Annotated in this window: 14 protein-coding genes; 9 read left to right on the forward strand and 5 right to left on the reverse strand. The window is 65.4% G+C overall.

The genetic code is table 11. The features are described from left to right. The first annotated feature begins 148 nt into the window (after nucleotides 1-148). The 9 genes from EO776_RS16405 to EO776_RS16445 all read left to right on the forward strand — a co-directional run bounded on the left by EO776_RS16405 (nucleotide 149) and on the right by EO776_RS16445 (nucleotide 11,217). Nucleotides 149-1,588: an FAD-dependent oxidoreductase gene (locus EO776_RS16405; RefSeq protein ID WP_094519992.1), complete on the forward strand. Its 1,440-nt coding sequence runs from the start codon at nucleotides 149-151 to the stop codon at nucleotides 1,586-1,588. Then, nucleotides 1,585-2,352 carry an SDR family NAD(P)-dependent oxidoreductase gene (locus EO776_RS16410; protein ID WP_094519990.1) on the forward strand — a complete coding sequence of 256 codons (768 nt, stop codon included), beginning with the start codon at nucleotides 1,585-1,587 and terminating at the stop codon, nucleotides 2,350-2,352. The genes EO776_RS16405 and EO776_RS16410 overlap by 4 nt, the downstream gene beginning before the upstream one ends. Nucleotides 2,353-2,473: 121 nt before the next feature. Next, on the forward strand, nucleotides 2,474-4,126 hold the full coding sequence (locus EO776_RS16415; RefSeq protein WP_094580653.1) for an ATP-binding cassette domain-containing protein: 1,653 nt from the start codon (nucleotides 2,474-2,476) through the stop codon (nucleotides 4,124-4,126). Between the two features lie 140 nt (nucleotides 4,127-4,266). After that, on the forward strand, nucleotides 4,267-5,550 hold the full coding sequence (locus EO776_RS16420) for a substrate-binding domain-containing protein (RefSeq protein ID WP_094580654.1): 1,284 nt from the start codon (nucleotides 4,267-4,269) through the stop codon (nucleotides 5,548-5,550). Nucleotides 5,551-5,555: 5 nt separating this feature from the next. After that, the gene (locus EO776_RS16425) at nucleotides 5,556-6,527 is read left to right on the forward strand and encodes a branched-chain amino acid ABC transporter permease (RefSeq protein WP_094580655.1); all 972 of its coding nucleotides are present in this window, start codon (nucleotides 5,556-5,558) and stop codon (nucleotides 6,525-6,527) included. Next, a complete protein-coding gene (locus EO776_RS16430) occupies nucleotides 6,520-7,599 on the forward strand; it encodes a branched-chain amino acid ABC transporter permease (protein WP_094519986.1) in 1,080 nt (359 codons plus the stop codon). Before EO776_RS16425 ends, EO776_RS16430 begins: the two co-directional genes overlap by 8 nt. Next, complete coding sequence (locus EO776_RS16435) at nucleotides 7,589-8,917, forward strand: MmgE/PrpD family protein (RefSeq protein WP_129452581.1); 1,329 nt, start codon at nucleotides 7,589-7,591, stop codon at nucleotides 8,915-8,917. The genes EO776_RS16430 and EO776_RS16435 overlap by 11 nt, the downstream gene beginning before the upstream one ends. 66 nt (nucleotides 8,918-8,983) lie before the next feature. Then, nucleotides 8,984-10,369: an MmgE/PrpD family protein gene (locus EO776_RS16440; protein ID WP_129452582.1), complete on the forward strand. Its 1,386-nt coding sequence runs from the start codon at nucleotides 8,984-8,986 to the stop codon at nucleotides 10,367-10,369. A 71-nt stretch (nucleotides 10,370-10,440) separates the two neighbouring features. Then, entirely contained in the window at nucleotides 10,441-11,217 is a 777-nt protein-coding gene (locus EO776_RS16445; RefSeq protein WP_094521096.1) for an IclR family transcriptional regulator, read from the forward strand. A gap of 329 nt (nucleotides 11,218-11,546) precedes the next feature. Here the strand turns inward: EO776_RS16445 and rdfA are convergent, their stop codons facing one another. The 5 genes from rdfA to EO776_RS16470 form a co-directional block, all read right to left on the reverse strand. Continuing rightward, on the reverse strand, nucleotides 11,547-12,170 hold the full coding sequence (gene rdfA, locus EO776_RS16450) for a rod-determining factor RdfA (protein WP_094521095.1): 624 nt from the start codon (nucleotides 12,168-12,170) through the stop codon (nucleotides 11,547-11,549). A 188-nt stretch (nucleotides 12,171-12,358) separates the two neighbouring features. Beyond that, complete coding sequence (locus EO776_RS16455) at nucleotides 12,359-14,293, reverse strand: archaea-specific SMC-related protein (RefSeq protein WP_094521094.1); 1,935 nt, start codon at nucleotides 14,291-14,293, stop codon at nucleotides 12,359-12,361. A gap of 394 nt (nucleotides 14,294-14,687) precedes the next feature. Further along, nucleotides 14,688-14,870 carry a hypothetical protein gene (locus EO776_RS16460; protein ID WP_094521093.1) on the reverse strand — a complete coding sequence of 61 codons (183 nt, stop codon included), beginning with the start codon at nucleotides 14,868-14,870 and terminating at the stop codon, nucleotides 14,688-14,690. Nucleotides 14,871-14,872: 2 nt separating this feature from the next. Further along, the gene (locus EO776_RS16465; protein ID WP_094521092.1) at nucleotides 14,873-15,295 is read right to left on the reverse strand and encodes a hypothetical protein; all 423 of its coding nucleotides are present in this window, start codon (nucleotides 15,293-15,295) and stop codon (nucleotides 14,873-14,875) included. A gap of 354 nt (nucleotides 15,296-15,649) precedes the next feature. After that, a complete protein-coding gene (locus EO776_RS16470) occupies nucleotides 15,650-15,853 on the reverse strand; it encodes a hypothetical protein (protein ID WP_094521091.1) in 204 nt (67 codons plus the stop codon). Between the last annotated feature and the right edge of the window lie 2,039 nt (nucleotides 15,854-17,892).

Raw genomic sequence — 17,892 nt, forward strand, 5'->3', positions numbered from 1 at the left:
AACTTAAGTGCCGGTCAGCAGTCGTCCACGTGGGTCGCCAGCGGCGCGGACTCGGGGGAAAGGCGGTAGGCACACGAACGGCGACACCCCACAGACCGGTAGATTTACGCGACATGGTTCCGAGTGTCATGGTATGGAGTCGCCCGATATGGAGCCGCAGCAGCGGACGTTAGACGACGCGAGCGCGGAGGTCGTCTCGGCCGACGAGGTCGAGTTCAATGTCGAGACCGACGTGCTGGTCGCTGGGGCCGGCGGGTGCGGGCTTACGGCGACGCTCGCGGCCTGCGAAGCGGAGGACCTGACGGTCACGCTCTTAGAGAAGAGCGCCGAGGTCGGCGGCAACGCCGCGCTGTCGACGGGGATGATTCCCGCGGCCGGCACCCGCTTCCAGCGCGAGGCGGGGATCGAAGAGGAGCCGGCCGACATGGCCCGAGACATCTTGGAGAAGAACAGCCACGAAGCCGACGCGGAGTTGGTCGAGCACCTCTGTGAGAGCAGCGTCGACCTGGTCCACTGGCTCGTGGACGACTGGGATATCTCGTTGCATCTTGTTGACGATTTTAAGTACCCGAAACACTCCGAGTATCGGATGCACGCGCCGCCGGGACGCAACGGCGAGAACCTCGTCGCCGAGATGCGCGACCGGATCGAAGCGCGGGAGAACACGGAGTTGCTGACGAACACGCCGGTGACGAAGCTGGTCGCGAGAGACGGCGCCGTCGAGGGCGTTGTCGCCGGCGCGGTCCGCGAGGAGGCGATCCAGGCGGACAAGGTGATACTCGCCACCGACGGCTTCGCGGGGAACCGGGAGATGGTGCGCGCGCACTGCGAGGACGACATCGCCGACGCGCTCTACTACGGCTCCGACGGCAACACCGGGGATGGGATCCGCTGGGGCGCCGAACTCGGCGGCGCCCTCGCGTCGATGGACGCATTTCAGGGGCACGCGACCGTCGTCAGCGGGACGGGCGCGCTGTCGACGTACGCCGTCGTGATGAACGGCGGCGTCCTCGTCAACGCCGACGGCGAGCGCTTCGGGAACGAGTCGAAGGGGTACTCGCAGTTCGCGGTCGACGTGGTCCGTCAAGAGGGCGGCGTCGCCTACGAGATCTTCGACGAGCGCATCTTCGAGCGTCTGCAGGGCGAGTTCGACGACTTCGACCGGGCCGTCGACCTCGGCTCGTACACGAGCGCCGACACCGTCGAGGCCCTCGCCGCCGAGCTCGGTTGCGACCCGGAGGCGACCCGCGAGGCGGTCGAGTCGTACAACGCGGCCGTTGAGGCGGGCGAGCCGGACGAGGTCGGCCGCGAGGACGGGCGACACGTCCTCTCGGCTCCCTTTTACGGGACCGAGGTGACCGGCTCGCTGTTCCACACGCAGGGAGGGCTCGTCGTCGACGAGCACGCACGGGTGCTCCGCGAGGACGGGTCGACCGTCGACGATCTTTACGCCGGCGGCGGCACCGCGACGGGCATCAGCGGCCACGGGGCCGCCGGCTACCTCTCCGGGAACGGGCTCACGACCGCGATGGGATTCGGCCGGCTGGCCGGCGTACACGCCGCCCGGGCGCTCAGCGAGCAATCGTGACGACGAGAGAGACGGCCTCGGCGCTGTCGTTCGCCGGTGACACCGTGCTGATCACCGGCACGGCTCGGGGTATCGGTCGTGCCTGCGCGGTCCGCTTCGCCGAGCGCGGCGCGACGGTGGTCGGCGGCGACCGCCTCGACCAGTCGGAGACCGTCGGGGCCTGTGCGGAGCTTACAGGGGATTTCGAGGCGGTAGACGCCGACGTGACTGACCCCGCGGCGGTCGCGGCGTTAGTCGAGCACGCGGCGGACACCGGGCGCATCGACGTGGTCGTCAACGTGGCCGGGATCGTCGCCCGCGAGCCGATCGAGACCCACGACGGCGAGCCGTGGGCGCGCTCGATGGACGTCAACCTCACCGCGCCGTTCCGGATCGTCCGCGAGGCCGCGCCGCACCTGCGCGAAACCAGCGGCACGATCGTCAACGTCTCGTCGATCTACGGACAGATCGGGGCGGCGGAGCGCGCGGGCTACGCGTCGACGAAGGCCGGACTGGATGGGTTGACGCGGGCGCTCGCCGCCGAACTGGGCACGGACGGCGTCCGAGCCAACGCCGTCGCGCCGGGGTTCATCGAGACCCCGATGACCGCGCCGTACGCCGAAGACGACGCGGCGCGCGAGCGGTTCCGCGGGCTCGCGGCGCTTGACCGGCTCGGCGAGCCGACGGAGGTCGCGAGCGTCGTCACCTTCCTCGCGGGCGACGCGGCCTCGTTTGTCACGGGCGAGACGGTCCTCGTCGACGGCGGGCGGGCGACTGTGGAGTGAGCGGGGCGCGCCGGCCGGAGTTTGGCGCGTCGCCGCAAAACGAGAGCGTGTCAGTACCAGTCAACTGCGTGTCACTGACTAGCGGGAAAACGTTTATTCGGACGTGCGGTGACGTTCGGGCATGACTCGCCCAATTTTATCGACCGAGGGGTTGACCAAGCGGTTCGGCTCCCTCGTCGCAAACGACGAGCTCTCCGTGACCGTCGAGGCGGACACGATTCACGGGATCATGGGACCGAACGGCTCCGGGAAATCGACGTTTTTCAACACGGTCACGGGCTTTTACCGCCCCGACGGCGGCACCGTCCGGTTCGACGGGGAAGACGTGACCGGCTGGAAGCCCGACGAAATCGCGCGGCGCGGACTCGCGCGGACCTTTCAGATCCCGTCGCCCTTCGAGGATCTCACTGTCAGGGAAAATCTGCTCGCCGTGTTCACCGGGGGGCTCCGTTCCGGGGTGCGGGTCCCCGACGAGAAGCGCTCGCGCGCCGACGAACTGCTCGAACTCCTCGAGATCGACCACGTCGCCGACCAGGAGGCCGGCGGGGTCTCCGGCGGCCAAGAGAAACTGCTCGAACTCGGGCGCATCCTGATGCTTGAACCGGCCTGCGTGATGCTCGACGAGCCCACCGCGGGCGTCAACCCCTCGCTGCGGAACCGCTTGCTCGACCACTTGGAGACGCTCAACGACCGCGGCACGACGTTCGTGATCATTGAACACGACATGCGGGTCATCGCAGACGTCTGTGACCGCGTGACCGTGTTCAACCAGGGACAGGTCCTCGTCGAGGGCGACTTCGAGTCGGTGACGAGCGACGAGCGCGTCCGCGACGCGTACCTCGGGGGCGCGGCCGACCACGACGCGTCGCTGGAGACGCTCATCGAGGAGGAGGAGGAGACAGGGAGCGCCGCCGTCGACGACGCGGCCACAGACCCGACGCCGGCCGCCGCCGGCGGCGCGGTAGCTACCGGGAGTGCGGGCGCGTCGTCCGGGGCCGCGGCGACGGGCGCCACGGCAAGTACGGCGTCCGCGCGCTCTGAGGTCGGCGCGGCGTCCGACGGGGAGTCGTGGCTCGTCGGCGAGAACCTCGTCAGCGGCTATGGGAACCACCGCGTCGTTGATGGAGTCTCGGTCGAGAGCAGGGACGGCGTCACCTGCGTCTTCGGGCCGAACGGGTCGGGGAAGTCGACGCTTTTGAAGACGCTCGCCGGGGTCGTCCCCGCGTGGGAGGGGACAGTCAGGCACCGCGGAACCGACCTGACTGGCAACAGGCCGGCCGAGAACGTTCACCGCGGGGTAACGATGCTCCCGCAGGACGGCGGCATCTTCGGCAACCTCACGGTCCGCGAGAACCTCCTTCTCGGCGGGTACACCGTCGACGACGGGGCCGTCCGCGAAGAGCGGTTCGACGAGGTCCTGTCAGCGTTCCCGGAACTGGAAGGCAAACTCGACGAGAAAGGGCAATCGCTGTCGGGCGGCCAGCAGATGATGCTCAGCTACGGGCGCGCGATGATGACCGGCGCGGAGGTGTACCTCCTCGACGAGCCGTCGAGCGGGCTGGCTCCCTCCCTCATCGACCAGGTGTTCGAGATGACCCGACGGCTCGTCGAAAGCGGCGCGCAGGTGGTACTCATCGAACAGAACGTCCGCGAGGCGCTGCGGATCGCCGACTACGTCTATATCTTGGCGCAGGGGCAACTCCAGTTCGAGGGGACGCCCGACGACCTGACCGACGAGGACGACCTCGTGGAACTGTACCTTGGGCTGGACTGACGCCCGCCGACTCGTTTCCCCACCCGTCGTCTGTCTCGCCGCCCGCCTCGCCGGATGCGCTCGTCACCGCCGCGAGCCGCGGAACTAATCAGAATCTTTCGTAACAAACTATATGTGTGCCCGTATCACACAAGGCATATATGGGAGACAATCCCGCAGACCGTGTCAGTAGACGCTCGTTTGTTAAATACAGCGGCGCCGCCGGCGTCACCGGTGCGCTAGCCGGCTGTAGCAGCAATGGTGGCGGCGGCGGGGGCGACGGGAATGATGGAAGCGACGGGAGCGACGGGAGCGACGGCGGCGACGCGCCCGACGAGGTGATCATTGGCTCGAACCACCCGCTGAGTGGATCTCTCAGTAACACCGGTGAGCGGATGGATCAGGCAGTCAAACTGGCGGCGATGATCAAAAACGAGGCGGGCGGCATCGAGTCGCTGGACGGCGCGGAACTCAGCGTCATCAGCGGGGACAACGAGGGGGCACAGGAGCTCGGCGGCGAAGTCGCACAAGAGCTCATCGACGAGGGTGCGAGCGTACTGACCGGCTGTTACTCCTCGCCGGTGACGAGCGCGGCGACCCGGACCGCGGAGAGCGCGGGCGTCCCGTTCGTCATCTCGGTGTCCGTAGCCAACTCGATCCTCCAGGAGACGCAGCTCAACTACGCGTACCGGCCCCAGCCGCCGGCGAACCAGATGGCGGTCGACCACGCGCGCCTGCTCGCCGACGCAATCCGGAACGCCGGCGAGGAGATTGAGACCGCGGGCCTGTTCTACATCGATATCAGCTTCGGGCAGTCGGTGCGCGACGCGCTCCGCGAGGAGCTCCCTGCCAACGATATCGAAATCGTCGCCGAGACCGCCTACGAGCCGGGCGACACCGCTGACACGCAGGTCACGACGCTCCGGGACGCAGACCCGGACGCGGTGATCGCAACCACCTACCGGTCGGGGACGATCGAACTGGTTAACGCGATGAACAACCAGAACTACCAGCCGAAGTACGTCACCGGCTGCTCGAACGCGGCAATGAACGATGTCAGCGCGCTCGAAGAGATGGGCGACACCGTCGAGGGCGGGTTCGCGAACAACTTCGCGCTTGACCCGACCTCCGACGCTGCGAGCGAGGTTCAGTCGCGCTTCGAGTCGGAGTTCGACACCAGCTTCGACGCGAACGTTGCGATGACGTACGCAGCAACCGAGGTCATCATCGCGGCGATCGAGGAGGCGGGGTCGGCCGACCCAGACGACATCAACAACGCGTTAGGGGAGATCACCGTCGAAGATCACATCGCGGCGATGCCGCCGATCACTTTCGCCGACAACGGTGAAAACGAGAACTCGCTCGCACCGCTGTTCCAGATCCAAGACCTCGAAGACCGCGTCGTCGCACCCGAGGAGTTCGCTGAGACCGACGTGCAGTTCTGACCCACATGCTCTCTTCGTTTTTCCTTGACGCCTGCGGTCGAGAAGCGGCTACCGTCGCCGGGGCTCTCGACACGACCGCAGCGCCGGTCGTTCTCGGGCTCTCACTCCCATCTCCGACGATCTTCGCCCAGTACTTGGTGTTCGCCGTGTTGCTCGGGGGGATATACGGCCTCGTCGCGCTCGGGCTGACGATGATCTTCGGCGTGATGGACGTGATCAACTTCGCGCATGGCGCGCTGATGGTGGTCGCGATGTACACCGTGCTCGTGTTTTCGGACGCCACGGGGCTTTCGCCGTTCTTCGCGATCCCCTTCGCCGTCGTGTTGCTTTTCGCCGTCGGCATCGCTATCTACCGGTCGACGATCGCCCCCATCATCGACGCGCCACAGGAGAACCAGCTCATCGTCACCTTCGGCGTCCTGCTGATCCTCGTCAGCGGCGTCGAGATGGTGTTCGGCGCGGACCCCCGACAGCTGGGGCTTAACCTCGGCTCGCTCGAACTCTCCGGCGTATTCGTGCCACGGGGACAGTTGTACGCGCTCGTCATCGCGCTCATCGCGCTTTCGGGAACGTGGCTGTTCCTCCAGCGGACGATGCTGGGCCGGGCGATCCGCGGGACCGCCGACAACCGTGACGGCGCGCAGTACGTCGGGATCGACGTCCCGCGGATCGACGCGCTTACGTTCGGGATCGGCGCCGCATTAGCCGGGCTCGCAGGAGCAGTCATTCCCCTCTTTCAGTCGTTCACGCCGGCGCTCGGCGATCAGTACCTGATAAACGCGTTCGTCGTCGTCGTGTTAGGCGGGCTCGGCTCGTTCCCCGGCGCGTTCGTCGGCGGGCTGATCATCGGCTTCATCCAAGTGTTCGGACAAGCGTACTTGGGCGGATCAACGTACCAGATCGTGATATTCCTCGCATTCATCCTCGTGTTGCTCGTGAAACCGGAAGGACTGCTCGGAGGGAGCGCCGATGAGTAACGCACTCTCCCGCGCCGTCGATCGATACGGCGCGTTCCGAGACGAGTGGTACGCGCTCCCGGCGTTGGTCGCGGTGAGCCTCCTCGTGCTCGCCGCGATGCCGTTCCTCCGGCAGTTCGCGCTGTTCGGAGTCGCGCCGCTCGGGTGGCTCAGCCTGAACATGCTCATCATCACCCTCGTCTGGGCGACGACCGCGCAGGCGTGGAACATCATGTCCGGGTACACCGGACAGTTCTCGTTCGGGCACGCCGCGTTCTTCGGCCTCGGCGCCTACACGACGATCATCCTGACCGGGAACTTCGGCATCTCCCCGTGGATCGGGATGCTCCTCAGTAGCGCCATCGCAGCGGTATACGGGCTTATCATCGGCGCGTTGACCTTTCGATACGATCTAGAGGGCCACTACTTCGCGCTGGCGACGCTGGCGTTCGCGGAGCTGTTACGGTACGTATTCACGAACGTCGCACAGCTCGGCGGCGCGAGCGGCTTCTTCCGTCCGCTCGCGCGTGAGTACGCCGACGGGCCGGGCCTGGTCGCTTTCCAGTTCACCGGCGACCTCCCGTACTACTACCTGATCCTCGGGTTTCTGACCGTCGTCACTGTCGTGTCGCTCGCGATCAACCGGTCGCAACTCGGTTACTACCTGTTCGCGATCCGCGAGCGGGAGCAGGCCGCGGCCGCCATCGGAGTCCCGACGTACCGGTACAAGCTGCTGGCCGTCGCCGTGAGTGCCTTCTTTACGGCGTGGCCCGGCGCGTTCTGGTCGATGTACTTCAACACGATCCGCCCCTCGACGGTGTTCGACCTGCTCGTCAACGTCGAGGTGCTCCTGCCGGCCATCGTCGGCGGGGTCGGCACCGTCCTCGGGCCGATCGTGGGGTCGCTCATCGTCATCCCGGTCGGCGAGTTCGTCCGACAGTCCTTCGAGATTCCCGGACTGAACAACGCCGTCTACGGGGCCATCCTCATCGCGATCGTGTTGTATAGCCCGAAGGGCGTTATCTCGTGGCCGTCCCGGTTCGTCGAGCTGCTCCGGGCGCGCACCGACTTATTGGACGACGATGCCGACTGAGCCCGAACGCGAGCTGGCGACGTTCGCCGCGGAGGTCGAGACGGACATGATTCCCGACCGAGTCTGCGACCGCGTGGGGCTCACCGTCGCCGACACCCTCGGCGCGATCGTCGCGGGGTCGACCGACGACGCGGTCGACGCGCTCGCGCGGCGCTGGACCGACAGCATCTCGGGCGGAGCGACGGTCATCGGCGCCGACGGCGGCGAGACAGTCCCGCCGCTCGCGGCGCTGTGTAACGGTGCCGCAGGGACCGTCCTTGAACTCGACGAGGGACACCGGTTCGCCGCCGGCCACCCCGCGATTCACGTGTTACCGGCGCTCTTGGCCGACGCAGAGATCGGGTACAGCGACAGCGACGCGTTCGTGCGCTCATTCGTCGCGGGGTACGAGGTCGCCGTCCGAACCGCACGCACACTCGGCACGCTCCGGTCCGGGTACCACCCGCACGGCGTGTGGGGCGCGGTCGGCGGCGCGGCCGCAGTGGCCCGCTCGCGCGAACTCGACCCGGAGACGACGCGGTCGGCCATGGCGATCGCGGCGAACTACGCCCAACACACCCGGTTCGAGGCCGCGACGGAGGGCGCAACCGTGCGGAACGCCTACGCGGGCATGAGCAACCTCGCGGCGCTGGTCGCCGTCGATCAGGCCGAAGCCGGGTTCGGCGGCCTCCGGAACGGGGTCGCCCGGCACCTCGAACACGCCGCCGCGGGCGACATCGACGAGTCGGCCCTCGCCGCCGGGCTGGGCGATCGGTGGGAGATCGAACACGGGTACTTCAAGATCCACGCCGCGTGCCGGTACACGCACCCGGCACTGGACGCCGTCGCCGCGCTCGAAGCCGAGGTGGACCCGAGCGCGGTCGAGTCGGTCCGCGTCGAGACGTACCCGGCGGCCGCGCGGCTGACGGAGCCGCGGCCGCGCAACCAGCTACAAGCGAAGTTCTCGATCCCCTTCGCGGTCGCAACGGCGCTGCTTCGCGGCGACTCCGGGCCGCCCGCGTTCACGGACGAGGCGATAACGCCCGAGGCGATCGCCTTAGCCGAGCGCGTAACCGTCGCGGTCGGCGACGATATTGCCGCCCGCGCCCCTGAACAGCGGGGCGCCCGTGTGACGGTCGAGACCGCGGACGGGCGACGGTCTCAGGAGGTCGCCGCGCCGCGCGGAGGCGAACACAACCCCTTCGAGGAGGCGCGGCTCGAATCGAAGTTCCGGAACCTAGTCGTGCCGGTGATTGGGGCCGACCGGGCGACCACGCTCTGGGAGCGCGCCAGGGCACCGGCGCCGCCGCGCGTCCTCTGTACGCTCGCGAGCCGGTAGCGCCCGACCGTTTTCCGCGTCCGTCGCGTCCCATACGCTTTTGTCCGCGACGCGCATCCTCAATGTATGGCAGAATCACACACACGTGAGTGGGAGCGAGCCGTCAGCGACTTTCTCGCGGCGCCCATCGACACGACGGCTCGGAGACACGGTCGGGCGGTGGTCGCGGACGTGCTGGCGGCCGCCGTGGCCGGATCGGCGGCGCCGGGCGTCGCCGGGGTCGCGACGGGCGCGTCGTTCGCGGAGGGCGACGCGACGATCCTCGGGACGGACCGGCGGGTCGCCCCGCCGCAGGCCGCCATGACGAACGCCGCGGCCGCCATCGCACAGGAGGTGGAGGAGGGCCACAACACGGGCGGCCACGTCGGTGCCGGGATCGTCGCCGGGGGGCTCGCGGCCGCGGAGGCGAACGACGTCGACGGTGAGACGTTCGTCGACGCGTGTGCGAAGGCCTACGAGGTCTGCGTGCGCCTCGAACGGGCGATATTCGCGATGAAAACCCGGATGAACGACGCGATCCCCTGGCTGGTCCGGAACCCGCACTCGGCGTGGACGACGGTCGGGCCGGCGGTGACGAGCGCGCTCTGTCTGGACGCGACCAACGAGGAGCTGCGCGAGACGTTCCGGATCGCGGCGAACCTCGCGGTGGTCTCGATGCACGACCCGTACGCTGAGGGGCCGACGGCCCGGAACTTCACCGCGGGCTTTTCCGCGCAGGTCGGCGTGACCGCAGCGCTCACGGCGATGGCGGGGGTCGAGGGATCGGAGGCGGCCATCGAGGCGGTGTACGACCCCTTCGAGGAGTTGCTTCCGGAGGGGTTCACGAGCCAGTTCGAGACACTCGGAGAGGAGTGGGCGGTCGCGGAACACTACGTCAAGCCCTATCCCTCCTGCCGGTACACCCACCCGCCGCTCGACGCGCTCCGCGAGGCGATAGACGGACGAGACGTCGATCCGAGCGCCGTCGAGTCGATCACGGTCCGAACGTTCGCCAACGCGACCGACATGGCACACGCCGCGCCGGAGACGTTGACCGCCGGGAAGTTCTCCGCGCCCTACGTGCTGGCGACGTACCTCTGTCGGGGCGGCGTCGAACTCGACCACTTCACCCCGGCGGCGCTGGCCGACGAGACGGTCAGGGGCGTGGCCGCGCGCGTCGACCTGCGCGTCGACGACGGGTACGAGGCGGCCTTCCCCGAGTCGTGGGGCGCGAGCGTCGCAGTCGAACTGCGTGACGGGACCACGCTACGCGGCGCCCGCGAGTACCCCCGCGGCGACTACCGAGACCCGATGCCCGAAGCGGCGTACCGAGAGCGGAACCGAAGGCTGCTGGCGCACGGGCTCGGTGCGGGCGAGACCGGCGACGACGAGCGCGTCGACGCGGCGCTCAACGCCCTCGACGCCGTGGCGGAGCGACCGGTTCGGTCGACGATCGACGCGCTCAGCCTGTAAAGCAGAACGAACGTTCTGGCAGGCAGAACAGACGCGACAGATACATTACCCACCCGAGCGATCGGCTATGTATGACACGCGACGACACACCAAACGCGGCGTCGGTCGGAGCAACAGAACGGTCGTTCAGCATTATCGAACAATTGGGCGAACGCGGCGGGTGTGGGGTCTCGGAGCTGGCGGAGTCGCTATCGATATCGAAGAGCACGGTACACAACCACCTCCAGACGCTCCGGAGTCTGGGGTACGTCGTACAGGACGGCGACGAGTACCGGCTCGGGCTCCAGTTCCTCGGGCTCGGCGACCGCGCTCGCCAACATCACGATCTGTACTACGTCGCCAAACCCGAGACGGACAGCTTGGTCGAGGCGGTCGGGGAGCGCGCGCAGGTGATGGTCGAGGACGACGGCGTCGGTATCTACATCTACCAGTCGCTGGCTGACCAGGCGGTGCGGACGGACTCACACATCGGAACCGTCGTCGACCTCCACGCCACGTCGGTCGGGAAGGCATACCTCGCATACCTCCCTGACGACCGCTTAGACGAGTTTCTGGAGGCGATCAGCTTCACGGAGCAGACGCCAGACACGCTGACCGAGGTCGAATCGCTCCGGGCCGAACTCGACGATATCGCAGAGCGCGGGTACGCGTTCAACGACGAGGAGCGAACCGTGGGGATGCGCGCGGTGGGCGCGCCGATCCTTTCCGCGGACGACGACCGCGTCCTCGGCGCCATCAGCGTCTCGGGACCGACGACCCGGATGAAAGGGACGTGGTACCGCGAGGAGGTCCCCGAGATGGTGACACAGTCCGCACAGATCATCGGAATTCGGGCGACATATTCGTAGTGATTCGGGAGAGCAGAATGACTGTTCGATTAGCTGTCTCTGCGGGCGTCGACATCGCATCGAGCGTTCGAAAGGCATGCTATTACAGTCGTACATATGTAATGGATTGAATTACCCGTGTCATGGAAACCGACGATGTAAAGTTCGTTGCTGAGGGGCGGGTGTTGACTGTTTTTCGCAGTAATCTATCATCTTAAAGTATTATATTAAAATACAACATAAACAGATGATGATGGCGCTGTATCCCCGCCCTGCTCCGCTCTTTTCAGTCGTTCCGTTGAGGGTGGGGGCTTAGCGCCTATATCCAGCGAAATGACAGAGACGCAGGCTCACACCTCGTCGGACGTCGGGTCGCTCGCACAGCCGCATCCCCCCCGGCGGATAAGTTCGCTCACCGGGGCGTCGGTCCCGCAGTTCTGACAGACGGCCCGTACATCGATGAGGATGTCGTAGTCGGCGCGGTCCAGTTCGTCCGCGTTCGCGAGCGCGGTCAGCGCCGACTCCGCCACCGCTGACATCCGGCCCTGAAGCTTCTCGACGGTCTCGACCTTCCTCTTAGCGATGTCCTCGCTCGCGTCGGGGAGGCTCGCCTCGCGCTCCTGTGTGAGGTACGTGTGGATCGCTTGGTGGGTGACGAAGTCACTGGTGACCTCGTCAACGTCGACGCCCTCACGCTCCAGGCGTCGACGCGCCCGCGTCGCCGACGAGCCAGAGTCGCCGCGGACCGCTTCGTATGTACTCGATACGTCGACTGAGAGCGACGAGACGCCGACCTCGCCGAGGGCCGCCCGCAACACGGCCTCGTTGAACTCGTCGGCGAGGTCGCGCAGACTCGTCCGCTCACCCGATTCGCCGGTCCACGCCGCCTCCAAGTTCGCGCCCATCCCGTCGAGGTCGTACGCTCGGATCACCCGCCCCACCTTCGTGTTCACGCCGCTCGCTGCCGTGGTCATAGTGGTAGTTCGACGCGAAGGGTTACAAAAACATCGGTGAGCCGACGCGAGATCCGAGACCGACGAGGCTCGCCAAAATAACAATCCATTTATAATCACACATAATTTTGTAGTTGTGCGTGCGGTCAAGAAGTCGCGGAATCGACGACGAGCAAGTTTGAAGATGTTTTAAAAGGCTGTTTCGGCCGTCAGTCGATCTGTTCGATGTAGTCGTGCTCGTCGGGTAGGGCGGCGGTGTCGCCCGGCAGCAGCGCGGCAACGAGGTAGTCGGCGTGGGTCTGGAAGTAGTCGACGACGCGCGCGATCCGGTCAGTGTCGATCGCTTCAAGCGAGTCGAGTAGAATGAACGGGACCGTCTGGTGAACGTCGTGGACGAGATAGCCCGCGAGCGCGAACACGAGCCCCGCCACCTCGCGTTCGCTCTCGGAGAGGTGGTCGACCGTGTCCTCGTAGGCCGTCCCGTCGGGCGACGAGCGGACGATGTGGAGGTCGAACCGGGTCCGCGTGACCTTGCGGCGCCCCTCGCGGACCTCAGTCTCCCGGCGCTCGATCCAGATCCGGTCGAGGTTGTCGTACTCTAAGATGTCGAGCACCGTCTCCATGTGGTCATTGAATCCATCGACTGCGTCCTCCTCGATGCGGTCGACGCGCGTCCGCAGCTCGGTGATCCGCTCGGCCAGCTCCTCGCGTTCGGCCTTCAGGTCCTCGCGACGCTCGATCGCCGCCTCACGGTCGTCAATCTCGTCGTCGATCTCGTCGATCTCGTCTTCGAGCCGCTCGATCCGGAGCTCGATCCCGTTCGCCTCGCGGTGGAACTCTAACGCCTCGTCGTAGCCGTCGACGTCGATCGACTCGGCCTCCTCCTCTAGCTCCTCGATCTCCGCTTCCTTCGACTCGATCCGGTCTTCTAAGTCCGCGATCCGCGACTCGGTCGACTCGATCTCCGTCCTGACTGCGTCGAGCCGCTCCTCGGCGCGCTCAATCTCGCGTTGGGCCTGCTGGATCGACGACTGTCGGTCGGTGAGATCCTGGATCTCCGTGCGGATCTCGTTGCGCTCGTCGAGCTTGTCGGAGCGGAGTTCCCGCAGCCGGTCGAGAGTCGCCTCGATCTGCTCGGTCTCGACCTCGGACCCACAGGTCCAACAGACTGTCCGATCGCCCCCGGTCAGCGCGGCGGTCGGGTCGTCCCCGGTCGTCCCCTCGTCGACGTCAAAATCGATCTCCGAGTCGCCCACCATGTCCTCGTTGAAGCTAATGACGCTGCCGAGCTCGTTGATATCGTCGTCGAGCGAGCGCTTCCGGCTGCGCAGCTCGTCGATGCGGCCAGCCAACCGGTCCGCGTTCCCGTCGGGTTCCTCGGCCGCCTCGACCGTCTCTCGGAGCTCCTCGCGCTCCGCGTTCAGCTCCGAGAGCGTCGAGCGCTCGGTCTCGAGGTCGAACTCGAGGTCGTCGAGTTCGGACCGGGCGTCCCGGACCCGCTGGAACGCCTCCTCCATCTCTTGTTTGCGCGTTTGGCTCTTCTCGACGCCGGCGTCGAGCTCGTCGAGCTTCTCGCGGACCGATTCGAGCTCCACTTCTGCCTCTTCGAGCTCTTTGGTCTTCTCGCTGCGATCGGCTTCAAGACCGGGGAGATCGCGTTCGAGGCTGTCGAGCTGCTCAATTTCGGACTCCAGGTCGTCGCGCTCGCGCTTGCACTCGCGGATCTCCGCGTCGATCGCGTCGGTGTCGATCGGGCGCATGATGACCTCGCGGAGGTCGTCGCCGCGCGCGACGGCCCGCCGCGCTTCGTTGTCCTCCAAGAGGAACGCGAACAGGTCGGCCAGTTCCGGGTCGTCGAGGTAGGGATCGCCGCCGTACGAGACGGAGTCGCCGCGGCGCCGTAGCGTTCGGGTGTACGTATCGTCACCGAGTTCCAGGGTCACCTCTCCCTCCTCGGCGTCGCCCTTCAGCGAGCTCTGGCGGCTGCCAAGTCCGGCCATCAGCGCCTGTAGGAAGGAGGTCCGGTTCGTCGCGTTCCGTCCGGTGAGAACCGAAACGCCGTCGGAAAGCGTCACCGACGCCTCGTCGATGCCGCCGATATTGCGGACATCGACGCGAAGGGAGTGCTTCGGAAGTTGAGCCATTAGTTTGCTCAGAGAACGACACTCATGGTGTTAAATCTGGCTTTCGGCCGAGTGGTCGGCCGCGCGTCGCCCGGGGCTGCCGGCGGGAGGCGCAATTTTGATAGAGGTAGCCGAGCCGCAGGTGGTACGAGCGACCTGCCGGGATGTCGTCGACCCGGCGACACTCGCCGGGGGCGAGGTCGAGATCGTCGATGGCGCGTTGGTGGTCGTCGTGGCGAGGCTCGAAGCTGTCGGCGTCAGTGGGTGTCGTGTCGAACATAACGGTTTGTCGGGCCACCCCCTCGGGGGAAACCCTCGTCTCCGGCTGGGAGGAATAATGTCGACGACGACGGTGGTCGATCGGGGCGAGGCTGTCGTCGTAGCGCAAAAAAAGAGGCCGGCCGGCTGGATATCCTCACCCAGCGACGTAGACATCCCCGAAGCCGCAGTCGGGGCAGTCCACTTCGTAGTCGGGAGCCCGCTGTTCGTCCGCGGTGACCTCAAGCTGTGTGTCGCAGTCGGGACACGGGAGATCGAGACTGCCGACCGGCGTCGGGTCGGCGATGTCGATCGTGTCGTCGGCGTCGGTGCTGTTCATGATCAGAGTGCCTCGGTCTCAACGGTGAAGTCGTCAGGCGAGAGCTCCACGTCGTCGACGAGGTCGGCCACGATCTCGGCGGCCGCCTCGATAGCCTCCTTGACGTCGAACCCGAGCGTGGCCTCGATGACCTCGCCGTTGTGGACGGCGGTCGCGACGACCGGCTGCTGGGTGTAGACGATCAGGTCTTCCTCGAGCGACTGGTACGGGCCCGCCGAGACGAACTGGCGGGCACACTCGAGCGAGCAGAAGCCGACCGTCCCGTAGTCAGCAACCATCCCACGGGCGTCACACCCGAGGAGGAGTTTCAACTGGTCGTCGACATCGTCGTGACAACCCTCACAGGCACACTCGATGTCGTCGTCAAGGGTAGTCGTCAGGTCAAACTCGGACTGAGGCGTCGAACCGCGAAGCGTTTCGGTCATAGTCGGTTGGTCGGGTCACCCCCTCGGGGGAAACCCTCACCGCTGGCGGGAGGCAAAAATGTTGTCAGCAGAAGCGAGGTCAAGACTCGGCCGTAGCCGGTGTCTCCGACACCGTGCTGAACGGTGGGTTAGTAGTTACTGCTAACGTCACAACCAGCCGTCCCATTGGGGCCAACATGAGTGGGGAGTCACAGAGAGTTTCCCCCACTGGTTGTCCCCCGAGATCGACCCCAAACAAACCCGACTGATCGACCGTCTCCACTACAGGCTGGTTGCGGTTCCGTCATCTGCCGCAACAAACCCACCAGCCACCGGGCTGTAGCAAGGGAGTCTCGACCCCCGCTGAGAAGCCGGTCAGAGGACCCGGCGTTTGCAGTCACTACAGGCGACGTCACCACCCCCGAGACGGGTGGCCGACTTACTCGAACAGAAGTCACACCCCTCCGATCCACTCCGGGCATTCATCGACATGAGGGCGGCGAAGACGATGCCGACGAGCAGGGCGATTGCGGTGCCGAACGACGCGGTGAAAACGACGAGTGCGAGAAGCGTATTCATCTTGGGAAACCTCACCGCTGGCCCGACCGAAATAATGCTATCACTGGGTTGGGGCCTGCCGCCACTCCGTCCGGATTCAGACGGTGTCGTCTCACCGTGTTGAGACAGAACGAGGCCCCACCGAAGGTGGGTGGCTCGTGGACGCCATTCTGTATACCAGATCGCTGAAAGATTCCCGGTGGGGATACTGGCGATGACTCCCGCCAAGAGGGAGTCGTCGAGGTGGGGGCAACCCACCCAACAGAACAGTGACCAGCTGTCCTCGAGGCGTGTCGGTCGCGACCACTGTTGGTGGGGTGGACCCGACACCGTTCGGTCCCCGTCGGCTGTCAGGCTCGAAGCGGTCGCCTGCCGTGTCTGTGGTGGTGGCGTTCCGTCGCTGGTGACGGCCGACGGCGTCGTAGTCAGAATACTGAGAGGTCTACCTCGCTGTGGATCCTGATCGTCGACACGGGCCAAGCGAATGCGGCGTCCAAAGCGGCGACTGGTCGCCGCGTCTGTGGTGTTGATCAGAGGCGGTGTCGATGCCGATTGGTGACCACGTCGTGACCTCGGTCGGGAGACGCCGCGAGTCGAGATCGGCGAGTCGAGTCGCATCGACAAGCCCACCCGGATGAGGGGATCAGCAGAGTCGGTCACCGACGTCGGAGGTGAAAATCCCGCCGGGGTCGAAGCCGTTCCACACGGCGTGTGATCGTGGCGATGGTGACAGCCGGTCGGCGTCTGAGGTAGGGCCGACTGTCGGCTGACGCATCAGGTTCCTGAAACAGTGACCAGAGCCACGACTCGGCGGTGAGAGACTGGTCGACAGCCGATGTGTTGAGGGAGTCTCTCGTCTGTGGATCGGACGGCGTGTCGACGGCAGTCGACTGGTCCCCAAGGGGACTGTCCCGGTGGTGGTCATCGACCGTCAGGAGATGGGAAGTCTACCGAGACGATCGCGGTCGTCGAGACGACGAGTCGTGTTGCGTCCGGGGTCCACCTGACCCGTGGGGAAGTGTGCTGAGGCTATTTCGAGATTCTGAGAGGATTCGTGAGTCACACAGTGTTGGTGAGGCGGTGGTAGTGCCGACCGCCGTGTAGTGGTGTCCCCGTCTTGCTGGCCGACTGCCTTCTGCGGTCAGTCTCGATCGTGGTGGTCAACCAGCTGGTGATGCTTCTGTCTGAGACCCTGTCTCTTCATGTCCCCTTCAGGGGACTGCTGGGGTGATCCCGGTTGCCTGCTGTATCAGGCATCTTACTCTTGGCCCTTGGGCCTGAACACCCCCACCCAGAGGGGGTATTACCCGGTATATCACAGACGTACCGGGTCAAATTGGGGGTGTTCTGAGAAGGTGAAAATAAGTCGGTCTCGGAAACCGGCTGAAACGGCTTTCTAGAACACGCTCAGGTATGCGAGCGAGTCATATTTGATTGAGCAGTGATTTTGGAGTGGAGACCCCCGGATAGGCCTTGCCTTCATGCGGTTTTGATTTGATATCCGAGGGGGTGCTGAGAGTGGACTGAAAACGGGCAGATTCACCCCCCGTATGATTATTTTCACTAAAATTGCCGGGTGTGTCGAAAATGTGGTACTTATATGCGAAATAAACTCTGGTAGGTTCTCGGTTGACCCCCCGGATACCCCACTACGTCATGCGGTTTTGATTTCATATCCGGGGGGTGTTTGAGTGACCTTGCTACCCCCGGATACTCCGCTACGTGTGGTTATTTTCAAAAAATCGAATTTGGCTAAATTCCGAGACATAAAAGAGAAAATAACAGGCGATCGGGGATCTGCTGTGAGTTAGAGAATACAGGGCCTTTTCGAGACAAAATAGGCTTGAGTTCTGCTTCTGTGGCACCCCCCAGATACCCGGTTACGTCTTGCGGTTTTGATTCCATATCCGGGGGTGATATTCGGTGGTCAGACCTGAGTTGGACACCAGCTGAGTCAATGTCAGTAACCTCACCAGCGGGTTGAATAGTTTAGTGTGGAATATGGCGCAAAGATAGTGAGTCAGTCACCTGCTCATCTCGGGCTTTGCGCGACGATTGGT

The organism is Halorubrum ezzemoulense (genome assembly GCF_004126515.1).
Taxonomy (GTDB): domain Archaea; phylum Halobacteriota; class Halobacteria; order Halobacteriales; family Haloferacaceae; genus Halorubrum; species Halorubrum ezzemoulense.